Source organism: Martinezella sp. CNPSo 3959, from assembly GCF_057784355.1.
Map to the genome: position 1 here is coordinate 54,602 of NZ_JBXSOV010000004.1, position 13,951 is coordinate 68,552.

At 61.2% G+C, this 13,951-nt stretch carries 10 protein-coding genes; 4 read left to right on the forward strand and 6 right to left on the reverse strand.

Annotated elements, in window-relative coordinates; all coding sequences use genetic code 11:
- Window positions 1–34: 34 nt before the first annotated feature.
- The gene (locus AC13RE_RS12720) at window positions 35–496 is read right to left on the reverse strand and encodes a carboxymuconolactone decarboxylase family protein (protein ID WP_488563190.1); all 462 of its coding nucleotides are present in this window, start codon (window positions 494–496) and stop codon (window positions 35–37) included.
- Between the two features lie 29 nt (window positions 497–525).
- Window positions 526–1,029 carry an RrF2 family transcriptional regulator gene (locus tag AC13RE_RS12725; RefSeq protein WP_488563191.1) on the reverse strand — a complete coding sequence of 168 codons (504 nt, stop codon included), beginning with the start codon at window positions 1,027–1,029 and terminating at the stop codon, window positions 526–528.
- Between the two features lie 375 nt (window positions 1,030–1,404).
- On the opposite strand from AC13RE_RS12725, the gene AC13RE_RS12730 reads away from it, so the two are divergent.
- Together AC13RE_RS12730 and pdeM are read left to right on the forward strand one after the other, a co-directional pair.
- Window positions 1,405–3,915 carry a ligase-associated DNA damage response DEXH box helicase gene (locus AC13RE_RS12730; RefSeq protein WP_488563192.1) on the forward strand — a complete coding sequence of 837 codons (2,511 nt, stop codon included), beginning with the start codon at window positions 1,405–1,407 and terminating at the stop codon, window positions 3,913–3,915.
- A 41-nt stretch (window positions 3,916–3,956) separates the two neighbouring features.
- Window positions 3,957–4,694, forward strand: a complete 738-nt coding sequence (pdeM, locus tag AC13RE_RS12735; RefSeq protein ID WP_132716668.1) for a ligase-associated DNA damage response endonuclease PdeM — start codon at window positions 3,957–3,959, stop codon at window positions 4,692–4,694.
- Between the two features lie 98 nt (window positions 4,695–4,792).
- Here the strand turns inward: pdeM and AC13RE_RS12740 are convergent, their stop codons facing one another.
- Complete coding sequence (locus AC13RE_RS12740) at window positions 4,793–5,353, reverse strand: dihydrofolate reductase family protein (RefSeq protein ID WP_488563193.1); 561 nt, start codon at window positions 5,351–5,353, stop codon at window positions 4,793–4,795.
- A gap of 110 nt (window positions 5,354–5,463) precedes the next feature.
- On the opposite strand from AC13RE_RS12740, the gene AC13RE_RS12745 reads away from it, so the two are divergent.
- Window positions 5,464–5,967: a winged helix-turn-helix transcriptional regulator gene (locus AC13RE_RS12745; RefSeq protein ID WP_488563194.1), complete on the forward strand. Its 504-nt coding sequence runs from the start codon at window positions 5,464–5,466 to the stop codon at window positions 5,965–5,967.
- Here the strand turns inward: AC13RE_RS12745 and AC13RE_RS12750 are convergent, their stop codons facing one another.
- The 3 genes from AC13RE_RS12750 to AC13RE_RS12760 all read right to left on the reverse strand — a co-directional run bounded on the left by AC13RE_RS12750 (window position 5,968) and on the right by AC13RE_RS12760 (window position 11,671).
- Window positions 5,968–6,777 carry a TIGR02186 family protein gene (locus tag AC13RE_RS12750; protein WP_488484153.1) on the reverse strand — a complete coding sequence of 270 codons (810 nt, stop codon included), beginning with the start codon at window positions 6,775–6,777 and terminating at the stop codon, window positions 5,968–5,970.
- Complete coding sequence (locus AC13RE_RS12755; RefSeq protein ID WP_132715779.1) at window positions 6,774–7,697, reverse strand: sulfite exporter TauE/SafE family protein; 924 nt, start codon at window positions 7,695–7,697, stop codon at window positions 6,774–6,776. The genes AC13RE_RS12750 and AC13RE_RS12755 overlap by 4 nt, the downstream gene beginning before the upstream one ends.
- A gap of 287 nt (window positions 7,698–7,984) precedes the next feature.
- Window positions 7,985–11,671, reverse strand: coding sequence for a peptidoglycan-binding protein (locus tag AC13RE_RS12760; RefSeq protein ID WP_488563195.1), 3,687 nt, complete (start codon window positions 11,669–11,671; stop codon window positions 7,985–7,987).
- Between the two features lie 479 nt (window positions 11,672–12,150).
- Here AC13RE_RS12760 and AC13RE_RS12765 point away from each other — a divergent pair, with 479 nt between their 5' ends.
- Complete coding sequence (locus AC13RE_RS12765) at window positions 12,151–13,947, forward strand: acyl-CoA dehydrogenase C-terminal domain-containing protein (RefSeq protein ID WP_488563196.1); 1,797 nt, start codon at window positions 12,151–12,153, stop codon at window positions 13,945–13,947.
- The last annotated feature ends 4 nt before the right edge of the window (window positions 13,948–13,951 follow it).

Here is a 13,951-nt window from a genome sequence, read left to right on the forward strand (position 1 = left end):
GGGGGGAGACTCTCCGGCAATCGCATCTATTTCGTCAAGCAGCCTTGCTTGCCGCATCCACCGGGTGCTGCGAGCGGAAGCCGACGGCGAGGCGGTTCCAAATGTTGATCGTGCCGATCGCGACGGTGATCTTGACGATCTCTTCTTCACTGAAATGCTGTTTCAGCGGCTCGAAATCGGCATCCGGAATACCGGTCTGGGCGATCTTGGTGACGGAATCGACCCAGCGGAGCAAGGCACGCTCGCGATCGTCATAAACAGGCGATTCCCACCAGACGCACATCAGGTTGATCCACTGTTCGCTCAAGCCATCATGGCGGGCTTCCTTCACATGCATGTCGACGCAATAGGCGCAGCCATTGATCTGCGAGGCGCGGAGCTTGATCAGGTGGATGAAGCGGCGATCGAGGCCGCTGCTCTGGACGAAGTTTTCCAGCGCGACGACAGCCTTGTAGGAGTCGGGGGAAGCTTTGGCGAAGTTGAAACGCGGATGCATGGGTCTTCTCCTTGGGTTTAAATTGAGGTTCAGTTTCTGGTCTTGCGTTCATGCAGCTCGAGAAAGGCGCAGCCTCTCGCGGCTATGCCACCGTCCGTGTCCGTCTGCCTGAGATCGGTCAGCACGTCGGCGATCGTTGTCTTTGCCAGTTCGGCCCTATAGACGCGCTCGGCCGCCAGCATGGCGGCATTGATGCCGCAGGGCTTGGCGAAGTAGCGCCCTTCGAGCGGGTTTGGGCCGCGCTGGCGGATTTCTGCACAACGAAAGGCGGGTGCAGGGCCTTCCGCCGCCAGCACGATATCGAGCAGAGTGATCTCCTGCGGCTTGCGCGCCAGCCGGTATCCGCCCTTCGGTCCCGGCACGGTATCGAGAATGCCGGCACCCGAAAGCGCCTGCAGATGCTTCAGAAGATAGCTGACAGAGACACCGTGAAATTCGGCAAGCGCTGCTGCTGACAGCACGCCACCATCGGAAAGGCCAGCCAGCATGCCAACGCAATGGATGGATTGTTCAACGCCGTCTCCGAGCTTCATTTTCGTGCCTCTCTAATCATGGATATTTTTTATCTATGATTATGATGGGAGTCAAGAGCCAGGGAAATGGGACTACGTACAAGCTGCGCTCGGAGTCCGCCGCGCGCCCGATACCCCCCTCTGTCACTTCGTGACATCTCCCCCACAAGTGGGGAGATCGTTTGGAGTGTGCCGCTGCATCTCGGTCAGCATCAGGCTTTGGCGCCGGCGGAGGCGAGGTTTGTTTGTGGCGAGCAAGTGCCACGGATTATCGATCTCCCCCCTTGTGGGGGAGATGTCCCGACAGGGACAGAGGGGGGTGCGTACTTTCCGAAAATGCCAAGGCCAACGAGCCTCCCAGCTTCCTATCCTCCACATTTCAACTACATTCAGCCCGTGGACCAGATCGACGCCGACCGCCTCCTTGCCTTGCCCGCCCCCTTCACCCGCTGGTTTGCGGAAAAGGGCTGGCAGCCGCGCGCCCATCAGCTGGAACTGCTGGCCCGCGCTGAGGCCGGCGAAAGCACGCTGCTGATTGCGCCCACCGGCGCCGGCAAGACGCTTGCCGGTTTCCTGCCGTCGCTGACGGACCTCACCCGGCGCGGCAAGATTCCGCCTGGCTCGGCCTTTACCGGTATCCACACGCTCTACATCTCGCCGCTGAAGGCGCTCGCGGTCGATATCGAGCGCAACCTGATGAAGCCCGTTTCGGAAATGGGCCTGCCTGTTACGGTCGAAAACCGCACGGGCGATACGCCGAGCGGCAAGCGCCAGCGGCAAAAGCTCAATCCGCCCGATATTCTGCTGACGACGCCCGAGCAGGTGGCGCTGTTGCTCGCCAATCGCGAAGCCGAACGCTTCTTCAAGGACCTCAAATACATCGTCTTCGACGAACTGCATTCGCTTGTCACCTCCAAGCGCGGCCATATGCTGTCGCTCGGCCTTGCCCGCATCCGCAAGCTGGCGCCGCGCGTGCAGACTATCGGCCTTTCAGCGACGGTCGCCGACCCCATGGACCTGCAGAAATGGCTGGTGGCGCAGCGGCCGGGAGAAGAGCACCACGCCGGCCTCGTCATCGTCGAGGGTGGCGCCAAGCCCGATATCTCGATCCTTGCGACGGAAGAGCGCATCCCCTGGTCCGGCCACTCAGCCAAATATGCCATCCCCGATATCTATCGCGAGCTGAAGGCGCATCGCACGACGCTGCTCTTCGTCAACACGCGCTCGCAGGCCGAAATGCTGTTTCAGGAGCTGTGGTCGGCCAACGACGACAATCTGCCGATCGCCCTGCATCACGGGTCGCTCGATGTCGGCCAGCGCCGCAAGGTGGAGGCGGCCATGGCGGAAAACCGGCTGCGCGCTGTCGTCGCCACATCGACGCTCGATCTCGGCATAGACTGGGGCGACGTCGATCTTGTCATCCATGTCGGTGCGCCGAAAGGTGCAAGCCGCCTTGCCCAGCGCATCGGCCGCGCCAACCACCGCATGGACGAACCTTCCAAGGCGATCCTGGTGCCGGCCAACCGCTTCGAGGTCATGGAGTGCCAGGGAGCACTTGATGCCAACTATATGGGCGCCCAGGACACGCCGCCCATCGGCGCAGGAGCGCTCGACGTTCTCGCCCAGCATGTGCTCGGCATGGCCTGCGCCGAACCCTTCGACATGCTGGAGCTTTACGACGAGGTGCAGAGCGCCGCTCCTTATGCTGAGCTTTCCTGGGAGACCTTCGAGCGCATCGTAGATTTCGTCGCCACTGGCGGCTATGCGCTCAGAACCTATGAGCGCTATGCCCGCATCCGCAAGATGGCGGATGGCCGCTGGCGCGTCTCCAATCCGCAGGTCGCGCAGCAGTATCGCCTGAATCTCGGCACGATCGTCGAAGAGGCGATGCTGAATATCCGTCTGGTGAAACGCAATGCACTGGGCTCGCTTGGAAGAGGCGGCGCGCCGCTGGGCAAGGTCGAGGAATATTTCGTCGAGCAATTGGCACCGGGCGATACCTTCCTCTTTTCCGGCAAGGTGCTGCGCTTCGAGGGCATCCGCGAAAGCGAATGCCTGGCCTCGCAGGCTTTCTCGCTGGACCCGAAAATCCCCTCTTATGCCGGCGGCAAGTTTCCGCTTTCGACCTATCTCGCCGATCAGGTGCGGGCGATGATTGCCGATCCCGACCGGCGGCACCGCCTGCCGGATCAGGTGCGCGACTGGTTGGAAATTCAAAGCGAGAAATCGCTGCTGCCGAAGCGCGATGAGTTTCTGATTGAGACTTTCCCGCGCGGCAGCCGCGCCTACATGGTCGCCTATCCTTTCGAGGGAAGGCTGGCTCACCAGACGCTCGGCATGCTGCTGACCCGAAGGCTGGAGCGCGCCGGCGCCAAGCCCATGGGCTTCGTCGCGACCGATTATTCTCTCGGCATCTGGGGGCTGGAGGATATGGGGCTGATGATCGCTAACGGGCGCCTCAGCCTCTCCGATCTTTTCGACGAAGATATGCTCGGCGATGATCTCGAAGCCTGGCTCGACGAATCCTTTCTTTTGAAGCGCACCTTCCGCAATTGCGCCGTGATTGCCGGCTTGATCGAGCGCCGGCATCCAGGCAAGGAAAAGACCGGCCGGCAGGTAACGGTTTCTGCGGATCTGATCTATGATGTGCTTCGCAGCCACGAGCCCGATCATATCCTGCTGCAGGCCACGAGGCAGGATGCTGCGACCGGACTTTTGGATATTGGCCGTCTTGCGGATATGCTGAAGCGAATCAAGGGCCACATTACCCATCGCGCGCTGGACCATATTTCCCCGCTCGCCGTGCCGGTGATGCTGGAAATCGGCAAGGTGCCGGTGCCGGGCGAGGCGCACGATTCCCTGCTTGCGGAAGCGGCCGATGACCTGATCCGCGAGGCAATGGAATAAGGATGCCGTAAGGCAGACGACGAAGGTAGATTGTTAAAGTGATGAACCGCCTGGCGCTAGCGCGAGATATGAATGCTCAAGGCAACGGCGCAACCAGTGCGGTGGGCGTCGAGGCCGTCATTCATGGTGTCGCCGCCGTCTGTGATCCGCTCGGCGCGCTCTATCTGCCGGATGCCGGCATTCTCGTCGTCTCCGACCTGCATCTGGAAAAGGGCGCGGCCTTTGCCCGCCGGGGCATGATGCTGCCGCCATACGATACGCTGGCGACGCTGACTGTTCTTTCCGCCGTCATCTCGCGCTACGATCCGAAACTTGTGGTTTCGCTGGGCGACAATTTTCATGATCGCATCGGTTCGCAGCACTTGCCGGACGAGTTTCGTGGCCTGATCGTCAACATGGCCCGCGGCCGCGAATGGATCTGGATCAACGGCAATCACGATCCGGACGGCACGGTCGATCTCCCCGGCCATTCTGTCGACGAGATGCATTATGGCGGCTTGACGTTCCGTCATGAGCCAAAGGCCGGATTGCAGGCCGGCGAGATCGCCGGCCACCTGCATCCCTCGGCCACCGTTCGGCGTCGGGAGAAATCGGTGCGCCGCCCGTGCTTTGCAACGGATGGCGCCCGTCTGCTGATGCCGGCCTTCGGCGTGATGACCGGTGGCCTCGATCTTCGCCACAAGGCCATGGCCGGCCTCTTCGAGCGGGAGAGCCTGATCGCGCACCTGCTCGGGCGCGACCGCATCTATTCCGTGCGGTTCGGCAATCTCTCGGCTTAGAGCAATTCCAGGAAAAGTGCGAAGCGGTTTTCCGCCAGGAATTGTGCAAAAACAAGAAGATAGAGCGTTTTCGCGATTCGAAGAAAAGCGAAAAAGCTCTAGGCCGCGTTCGCTGGCTCATAGCGCAGGATCACCGCGCCCGTCTTCAACGGGCGTGAATCGATGAGCTTCATCGGCCGTTGTTCGGCCGCCGGTTTGAAGTGCGGATTGCCGGCGCCAAGCACGACGGGAACGAGGCAGATCCTGAGCTCATCCACGAGCCCCGCCTTGAGCAATACATCGGCCACTTCAGCACTGCCGAAGACGAACATGGTCTTGCCTGGTTCTTCCTTCAGCTTCTTCACTTCAGCGACAATGTCGCCGACGACGCGGGTATTATTCCAGCCCGCTTTGTCGAGCGTCCGCGAGGCGGCTATCTTGGCGATGCCGTTCATATAGGCGGCGATGTCAGACGTTTCCGTCGCGGTCGGCCAATAGGCGGCCATGCCTTCATAGGTCTTGCGGCCAAAGATCAGCAGATCGCCTTCCTTGCCGAGCTCGGTCGCGTAGTGTTCCAGCTCTTCGCCCCAAGCGAGCATGTGAAAATCGAGGTCCCAGGGCTTGGTTCCCTCGAAATAGCCGTCGAGCGTCATAAGATTCCAGATAACGAGCTTTCTCATCACTTCCTCCATTGTGATAACTGCATCATAATCAAAACTGGTTGCTAAAAGCAAGTAGTTGCAAGCTAGCTAGACTGATGGCAAAATGCAAGTAGTTTTTGGAGATCATTATGGACGCGCTGCATCGTTCTGGCTGCCCGATCAATCTGACGCTGGAAATTCTCGGCGACCGCTGGAGCCTGATCGTCATCCGCGACATCATGTTCGGCAATCGCCGGCATTTTCGTGAGCTACTGCAGAAGTCGCAGGAGGGGATTGCTTCCAATATCCTCGCGGACCGGCTGAAGCGGCTGGTGGAGCGCGGCTTGTTGACCCGCGAGGATGATCCGACGCATAAGCAGAAGGCTATCTACAGCCTGACGGAAATGGCGATAGACCTCGTGCCGCTCTTTGCCCATATGGGTGCCTGGGGCCGCAAGCATCTTCCGGTGTCCGAAGAGCTGTCGATCCGGGCGGAGCTCCTGGAGAATGGTGGCCAGAAGCTTTGGGATGATTTCATGGACGAGCTGCGTGCCAAGCATCTCGGCAAGGTGCTGCCTCCGGGCACGCCCTCGGTGCTTGGTCGGTTGACCGAAGCCTATCTCGAAGTCGCCAATCGCCGGAAAACCGGCTGATCAGTTCTTCCGGAAGATGAAACTTGCGCTCCAGCCGGTGACGAGGGCCAGCAGCACGGAAAAAATGCCATAGGTGATCGGTCGCTGATGCGCCGCATCCGTGATCGTCTGCTCTATTCCCGTCTTGATGACCCGCAACGGTAGCGATTTCTCACTCAGGAACTTGCCGCTCTTGAAGAGATAGGCACGCACCATATGCACACCGTTCGGCACGTCGGCGGGAACCCTAAGCGTTGCCTTGAAGAGCGAGGAGCTGACGAAGCGAACGCCGGCGGGATCGCTTTCATAGAGCCCACCTGTCTTTTGCAGGCGCCGGAAGGCATTACGGAATTCCGGAACATCGCCGACATTGCCGACGAAGCCGAGCGGGGTCAGCGGAATATGATCGACGCCGATACCGCGGTCGCTGAGTTCGAGCGGTGTGGTGATATTGTCGACCGCGCGCGTGCTGGAGAGCGAATAGGCTTCCGGCACATGCTCGAACGTCATCGAGCGGGTGTTGACCCATATGCCGAAGACGCGCTCTTTCCGGCGAACCGTTGCATTCTCGCGTGGGCCCTCCAGCACGACGACGATATCGTATTGGCCGATCGCCAGAAGCAGTTGATCGGTATTGGAGAGCGCGCCGAAAATCGTCAGATCGGCGCCGGTGAAGTCCGAGGTAATGGCAATCTCGCTCGTCGAGGTGCCGATCTCCATCGTCTCCCGCGCCGTGGTCGAGGTCGTCGGCTGATCGAGCAGCACCTGCGCCTGTGTGGTGAACGGAGCGAGCAGCAATGCGGTAGCAAGAAGCAGTCCGAATCCTCTCATCGGCTCACTCCTTCCATGACGACGGAGTAAACGTCAGCCGGCGTCACCACGAGAGTAACGACGAGGCGAAGGCCGACGGCCAGGACGAGCAGGCCAAGGAGCGCGCGCAGTTGCTCGCCGCGCAGTTTCTGGCCGACGCGAACGCCGTATTGCGCGCCGATGACGCCCGCCACCATCAAGAGGAAGGCCAGAATGATATCGACAGAATAGTTCGTCGCGGCCTGAACGATTGTCGTGAAGGCCGTCACGAAAATGACCTGGAACAGCGAGGTGCCGACAACGACGTTGGTGGGCACGCGCAGCAGGTAGATCATGGCGGGCACGAGGATGAAGCCGCCGCCGATACCCATCGGCGTCAGCATACCGACGAAGAAGCCGAGGCCGATGACTGGAATGGCGCTGAGATAGAGCTTGGATTTCTTGAATCGCAGTTTCAACGGCAGCCGCTGCACCCAGTTGTGATGGCGCGGCTTGCCGGTTGTTGGCGGCAGCTTGCCGGCGGCGCGACGCATGGCCCGCACGCTTTCCCACAGCATCAGCGAGCCCACCGTGCCAAGGAGGATCACGTAGATCAGCGAGATGATCAGGTCGATCTGGCCGAGCCTGCGCAACAGCACGAATAGCCAGAGACCGAAGGTCGCCCCCGCCAGACCGCCGGCCAGCAGGATCGAGCCCAGTTTCAGGTCGAGCGAGCCGCGGCGAAAATGGCTGAGTGCGCCCGAGACGGAGGAGGCGACGACCTGATTGGAACCGGTCGCGACGGCAACAATAGGCGGGATATTGTAGAAAATCAGAAGAGGCGTGATGAGAAAACCGCCGCCGACGCCGAACATGCCGGAGAGAAACCCTACGGCTGCCCCCATGCCGAGAATAATGAAAATATTCACCGACAATTCTGCGATCGGCAGATAGATCGTCACGCCTTGTTCCCATTTGCAGACTTTTCGGTGCGGTGACCGAAGCCTATTTCCCCTTAAACGGCAGATTCTAATCCGAAATCATTGCCAGAGCCTTAGGAAAGGCGGCGCTGCCACGGTTTTCGAATGGCCGGATTGTACCCTAACCCGGCTTTTTCCACTTTTCTGTGACGCTGTATAGCGGATTGGCCAACCTCGGCAGAGGGTGCGGCAACGTTGAGCTACCTAAACAAAATGCCGGCGTGCTGACGCCGGCATGTCGTTTGATCGCTTTCGCACGAAATCCCTGACTACTTATTGCGGGCGAGCAGTTCCTTGACCACCTGATCGGTGACCCGTCCATCCGCCGGCAGGCCGACGGATTTCTGGAAGCTCTTCAGGGCGGCGACCGTCTTGTCACCCATGGCGCCGTCGGGCGAACCGGCATCGAAGCCATTCTTGTTGAGAATGGCTTGAATGTTGCGGATCGCCTTCTTCATATCGATCGAGGCCGTATTCACACCCTTGCCGGTAGTCCATTCGTCAGGAATGTTTGTGCCATTGGCCTTCGGATCGGCCGGCTGCACTTTCCAGAGGTCGACCTTGGCGCGGGCGCTTTCCAGATCGGCCGGCTTCATGGCGTTGGCGACTTCATCGCGCTTCTGGGCGGCGTCCTTGTCGCCGCTCTTTGCGGCGATAGCAAACCACTTGTAGGATTCCTGCAGGTCCTGTTTCACGCCGTTGCCGCGTGCATAGAGGATCGCGAGGTTGAATTGGCTGTCGGAGACGCCGAGATCGGCGGCGCGGATAAACCAGTTCGCCGCGCTATCATAATCCTGCGGGCCGGCAGTACCGGAAGCATAGAGAACCGCGAGATTGTGCATGGCGCTGGCGTTGCCCTGATTGGCGGCCTGCTCATAGTATTGCTTGGCCTTGACGAGGTCGCGATCGACGCCATTGCCCTTCTCATACATGCTGGCGAGGCGGTACTGTGCCGGGGCATAACCTTTGTCGGCCGAAAGCTGATACCAGCTCGCAGCCTGATTCATATCGGCAGCAACGCCGTGGCCATCCGTGTAGCGTGCGCCGATTTCGAAGAGCGCGACCGGATCGGCCGATTTTGCGGCAGCGACGAGCGATGGCGGCTGGATGCCGTCGGGCACGGTGATATCAGGCGCTGCCGGCGTGGCGGCGGGAGTTGCGGCGGCCGTATTCTCGGTCTGAGCGAAGGCGGCGGCCTGCTGTGGAGCTGCGTTGGCGGCAGGTGCCAACTCTTCGCTTGCCGTCTGGTTGCCGTCGAGCGGGCTCGCTGCCGTCAGGTGATCGTTGGCTGGCGCGGCGACGGGATCGCTGGCCGTGGGTGCGGGCGGGACTTCGGCCGTCTGCGTCGTGGAAACCGAGGGGGCGGCGGCCTGATTTGCGGCAGGCTGCTGATTGCTGGCGGCCGGATTCGTATTGGCAGCGACGGTATTGGTCGCGGCGCTAGCGGCAGGCGCGACCATCGTCGATACTTGGGCTGGTGCCGGTGCCTTCTGGCCGCGGGTCAGCGTATTCGCCAGCGGATAGGCCATGATGGCGAGCATGACGGCGCCCAATGCAAGCAGGATCGGCCGGCGGAAGCGCGAGAACGCGCCGCCCTTCTTGGCGTCTTTCTTGGAAGCAGGAGCCGAGCGTTGCGTCTGGTCGACTTCCATGGCAGCGGCCTGCGCGGCGCGGCGGGCGGCTGCGATATAGTCGGCCCGTTCGTTTTCGGTCGGCTGACGCGCGTTTCCGCTGCGCGACGTATTTTGGCTGGCGCGCACGCGCTCCAGGATCTTCTTGATATCGGGTGCGCCGGAACCCGGCTCCAGCAGTTCGTTGGCCTCTTCGCCGGGCATCACGTCGGCGGGATCGATCGACGGCGCCTGTTCGATGACCGGACGGTCCGGCAGAAAGATCGGCTCGGCCTTTTCCGGCGTAAAGAAGCGCTTGCCGAGGCTCGCGAACAGGCTCGACTTGCCGCTCTTCTTCACAGCTGCCTTGATTTCGGCCTTCGTATTGGCGTCGATCGCCTGTGCGATGGCGACTTCGCCGGAGACCGAGGATTCTGCTGGCGCAACCGTACGGATGATCGGACCTGCCTTCTGCTGTGCCGCCATGGGCGGCTTCAGGCCCGGAGCATCCGCTTCGGCGAAAACGTCGCTTTCGAACGTTGCGGCCGGCATGGCGGGCGCAGGCTTGCGCTGCTCCATATGGTCGAGACGGTCGGCGATCTGCAGCAGGGTGCCGTGCAAGGCCTCAAAGGTGCGATGCGTCCGTTCGTCGGTGGCGCGGCTGAGGTCCTCAAGATGACGAAGATCGTCCGCAAGAGCCGCCAAAGCCGACATGTCGGCTGCTTGCGAACCGTTCACCATTCCGCCTTCGCGGGAATAGGCCTCGACGACGGTTTCCGCCGCATGGCGGGCCGCTTCGATAATGTATTCATCGTTGGTCGCCATGTAGTCTTCGATCGCGCTCATCCGGCGGTCGAAATCCGGCGGCAGATGATTGGCGACGGCCCGGGGCTCGTTCGTCAGCAATGTCGAGAGATGGGCGATCTGCTCTTCGAGACTGCGCAGTGCCTGCGTATCCGTCGGCGGTGCGGCGGTGCTTGCTTCCAGGCGGGCTGCGATGTCGGAGAGGCGGCCTTCGAGCCGGCGCGCCATGCTGTCGTCGAGGCTTGCTGCCGGAGCGGGCGGATGGAAATCGATCTCGTCGATGCGGCGAGCGAGATAATCCAGCCGATCGGCCAGTACGTTACCGACGGAACCATGTTCCAGCGCATCGATCTTATGGGAGATGTCGGCGAGATAGGTGACGAGTTCGGGCTGTGGCGCGGCCTTTTGCGAACGTTCCATCAAGTGCGAAAGCTGGTCCAGCCGCTCCTCGAGGCGGGCGACGGCCTTGGCGCTGCCGAGCTCGTCGATGCGCATGGCGAGCGCTTCGAGACGGCTGGAAAGATCGTCGGCAGGCTGATGCCGGCCGGCAGCATCGCGGCTCATCAGGTCGATCTGGTCGGCAAGGCCGCTGAGGCGGCCTTCCAGCCGTTGCATGGCCTGGTCCTGCGGCTGCATCATGGAGCCGAGGCTCTCCATCGCGGTCGCGATCGTCAGCAGCTTGTTTTCCAGCGCATGCACGGCCGGGCTGTCGTTCATGCCGCCGAGATGTTGCTTGATGTCATCGAGGCGGTAGGCAAGCGAGACGAGCTCGTCTTGCAGGCCCGACGTGTCGATCGCCTTCACCTGGCGCTCGACGTGATGCAGGGATTCCTCGCGGGCAAGGCCGTCCATCAGAGAGCGCAGCTCGTCGAATTCGGCTTTCAGCCCGGCGGTTTCCGGCTGGCCGGTGAGCTGGTTGATGCTGTCGGCAAGCCTGGCCATGTCCTGGCGGACATCGGCGACAAAATGCTTGTCCTCGGCGTTTTCACGGATATCGCGGATTTCGGCGCGCAGAGCGGTGACTTCGCGGCTCACGCTGTCGGCGATGTCGCGCTTCAGATCCTGGCGGAGGTTGACGAGCGCCTGGGCGATATCGACCGGTGCGTCGGCGGCTGCAGCCCGCATCGGCTGGCGCTGCGCATGGCTGTCGATCGGCCGCCGAGCCGCCTGCGGTTCTGCGTGCGAGATTTCCTCGCGTCTTGGCTGCAGACGTTCGCGGTTTGCTTCCAGCGTGCGTTGGCGTTGACGGATCTCGGCAAGCGGATCCGAGCGGAGATCGCTCTCATGGCGTTCGTTGCGCAGCGGGCGCTCGTAAGCGCGGCTGGCATATTGTTCACGTTCGGGGCGGGGCGGCATCCGCTCCGGGGCGGCTCGTTCGGGGGCAGGCGCATAGCCGGCAGCGACGCGCTGGCGCGTATCGCGCGCGGCGGCGGTTCCCATCAGCCCTTCGATGCGTGCTTCCAGCCCCTCGATCGTGCGGCTCAGAGCATCCAGCGACGTCCAGTCGCCCGTACCGGTAGGATTTGATCGCGATCCGCTCATATCTTTGCTCGCCTTGAACTATGGACCACCCCGGGCCGTCATGCTGACGGAAGAAGACGTTGCTATATCGCCGCGCTGTCTGCATCCGTCGTTCGGAAAGGGATAAATGTATTGGCTTTCCTCAAACAGAGCGGCAAAGACAGCGCGATTTCCAAGCATAAGTTGAAGAAACCCGAAGCACTGCTGCTCAACTCGTACAATTTACGAAACGTGGTAAACAACTCGTTAAGTTTGTCGGAAATCTTAACCTTTTATTTCGGTTCTGCTGTCCCGCGGCCTGATATTCTTGCACGCAGGCAGTGACCGGTTGCTGGGGGGAGGGGCGTATCGACGTTATGCGGAATGCTCTCCCTCACCGGCTTCACCAAAATTTCAACGCGAGACACGAATTTGACGTTTACGCAAACGTCAATATTTTGTAAGAGCATGACGGTGGCCGGAATCTCAAGGTCCGGCGGCGAATTGGAGGAATTCGAGAAATGCCAGTCTACAAGGCCCCGGTGAACGATACGCTCTTCGTCCTGAACGATGTGCTCGGGCTGGAGCGCTACAACAATCTTCCCGGTTATGCCGATGCCACGCCCGACATGATCGAGGCGATCGTCGGCGAGGCGGCCAAGCTGTCAGAGGAAGTGCTTTTCCCGCTCAACTATTCCGGCGATCAGGAAGGCTGCGTGCGCCATGACGATGGCACGGTCTCGACGCCGAAGGGTTTCAAGGAAGCCTATCGCGCCTATCGCGAAGGCGGCTGGCTGGGTCTCGCCGTGCCGGAGGAGTTCGGCGGGCAGGGGCTTCCCTATGTGCTGCACTGCGCCGTCGGCGAATATACCTCGGCCGCCAACATGTCGCTGATGATGTATCCGGGCCTGACCCAGGGCGCGATCGCAGCGATCCTCGTCCATGGCACCGATGCGCAGAAGCAGACTTACTTGCCGAAATTGGTCGAGGGCAGCTGGTCCGGCACCATGAACCTCACCGAACCGCATTGCGGCACCGATCTCGGCCTCTTGCGCACCAAGGCGGTGCCTCAGACTGATGGCAGCTACAAGATCTCAGGCCAGAAGATATTCATCTCGGCCGGCGAGCACGACATGACGGATAATATCGTCCATCTCGTCCTTGCTCGCATCGAAGGTGCGCCTGAGGGAACCAAGGGCATCTCGCTCTTTATCGTGCCAAAATTCCTCGTCAAGGAAGACGGTTCGCTTGGCGCGCGCAACCCGGTGTCCTGCGGCGCGATCGAGCACAAGATGGGCATTCACGGCAACGCCACCTGCGTCATGAATTACGACGAGGCCACGGGCTTCCTGATTGGCACCGAGAACAAAGGCCTCAACGCCATGTTCGTCATGATGAACGAGGCGCGCCTCGGCGTCGGCCTGCAGGGTCTCTCCATCGCCGAGATCGCCTATCAGAATGCCGCCAACTATGCCCGCGAGCGCATCCAGGGCCGCTCGCTTTCCGGCCCGAAGGCACCGGACAAGAAGGCTGACCCGATCATCGTCCATCCGGATATCCGCCGCTCGCTGATGACGATCCGCGCCTTCAACGAAGCCGGCCGCGCCTTCCTGCTCTGGACGGCGCTGAAGTCCGATATCGCCCATCGCTCTCCCGACGAGAAGGACCGCCAGGCAGCCGACGATATCCTTGGCCTCGCAACGCCGATCCTCAAGGGCGTCCTGACCGACAAGGGTTTCGAGCATGCCGTCATGGCGCAGCAGATCTTCGGCGGTCATGGCTATATCGAAGAGCACGGCATGAGCCAGTATGTTCGCGATGCCCGTATCACCATGATCTATGAGGGCGCCAACGGCATTCAGGCGCTTGATCTCGTCGGCCGTAAGCTGGCGCTGAACGGGGGGCGCGCCGTCATGGCGCTGTTCAAGGAAATCGGCGATTTCTGCGAGGAAAACCGTAACGACGAACAGATGGCCTTCTACACCAAGCATCTGAAGAAGGGCTTGAACGACGTGCAGGCCGCGACCATGTGGTTCATGCAGAACGCCATGGCGAAGCCCGACAATGCCGGCGCCGGCTCGACCGACTACATGCACCTCTTCGGCCTCGTCGTCCTCGGCTATATGTGGGCGAAGATGGCGAGAGCGGCTCAAGCAGGCCTTGCGGGCGGCGACAGCGCGCGCGAGGATTATCTGAAGAACAAGCTTGTCACGGCGCGGTTCTACATGGAGCGCATCATGCCGGAAACGGCGCTGCGCAAGGCCCGCATCGAAACCGGCGCCGATACGATGATGGAACTGGCGGCGGAAGCCTTTTGAGCAA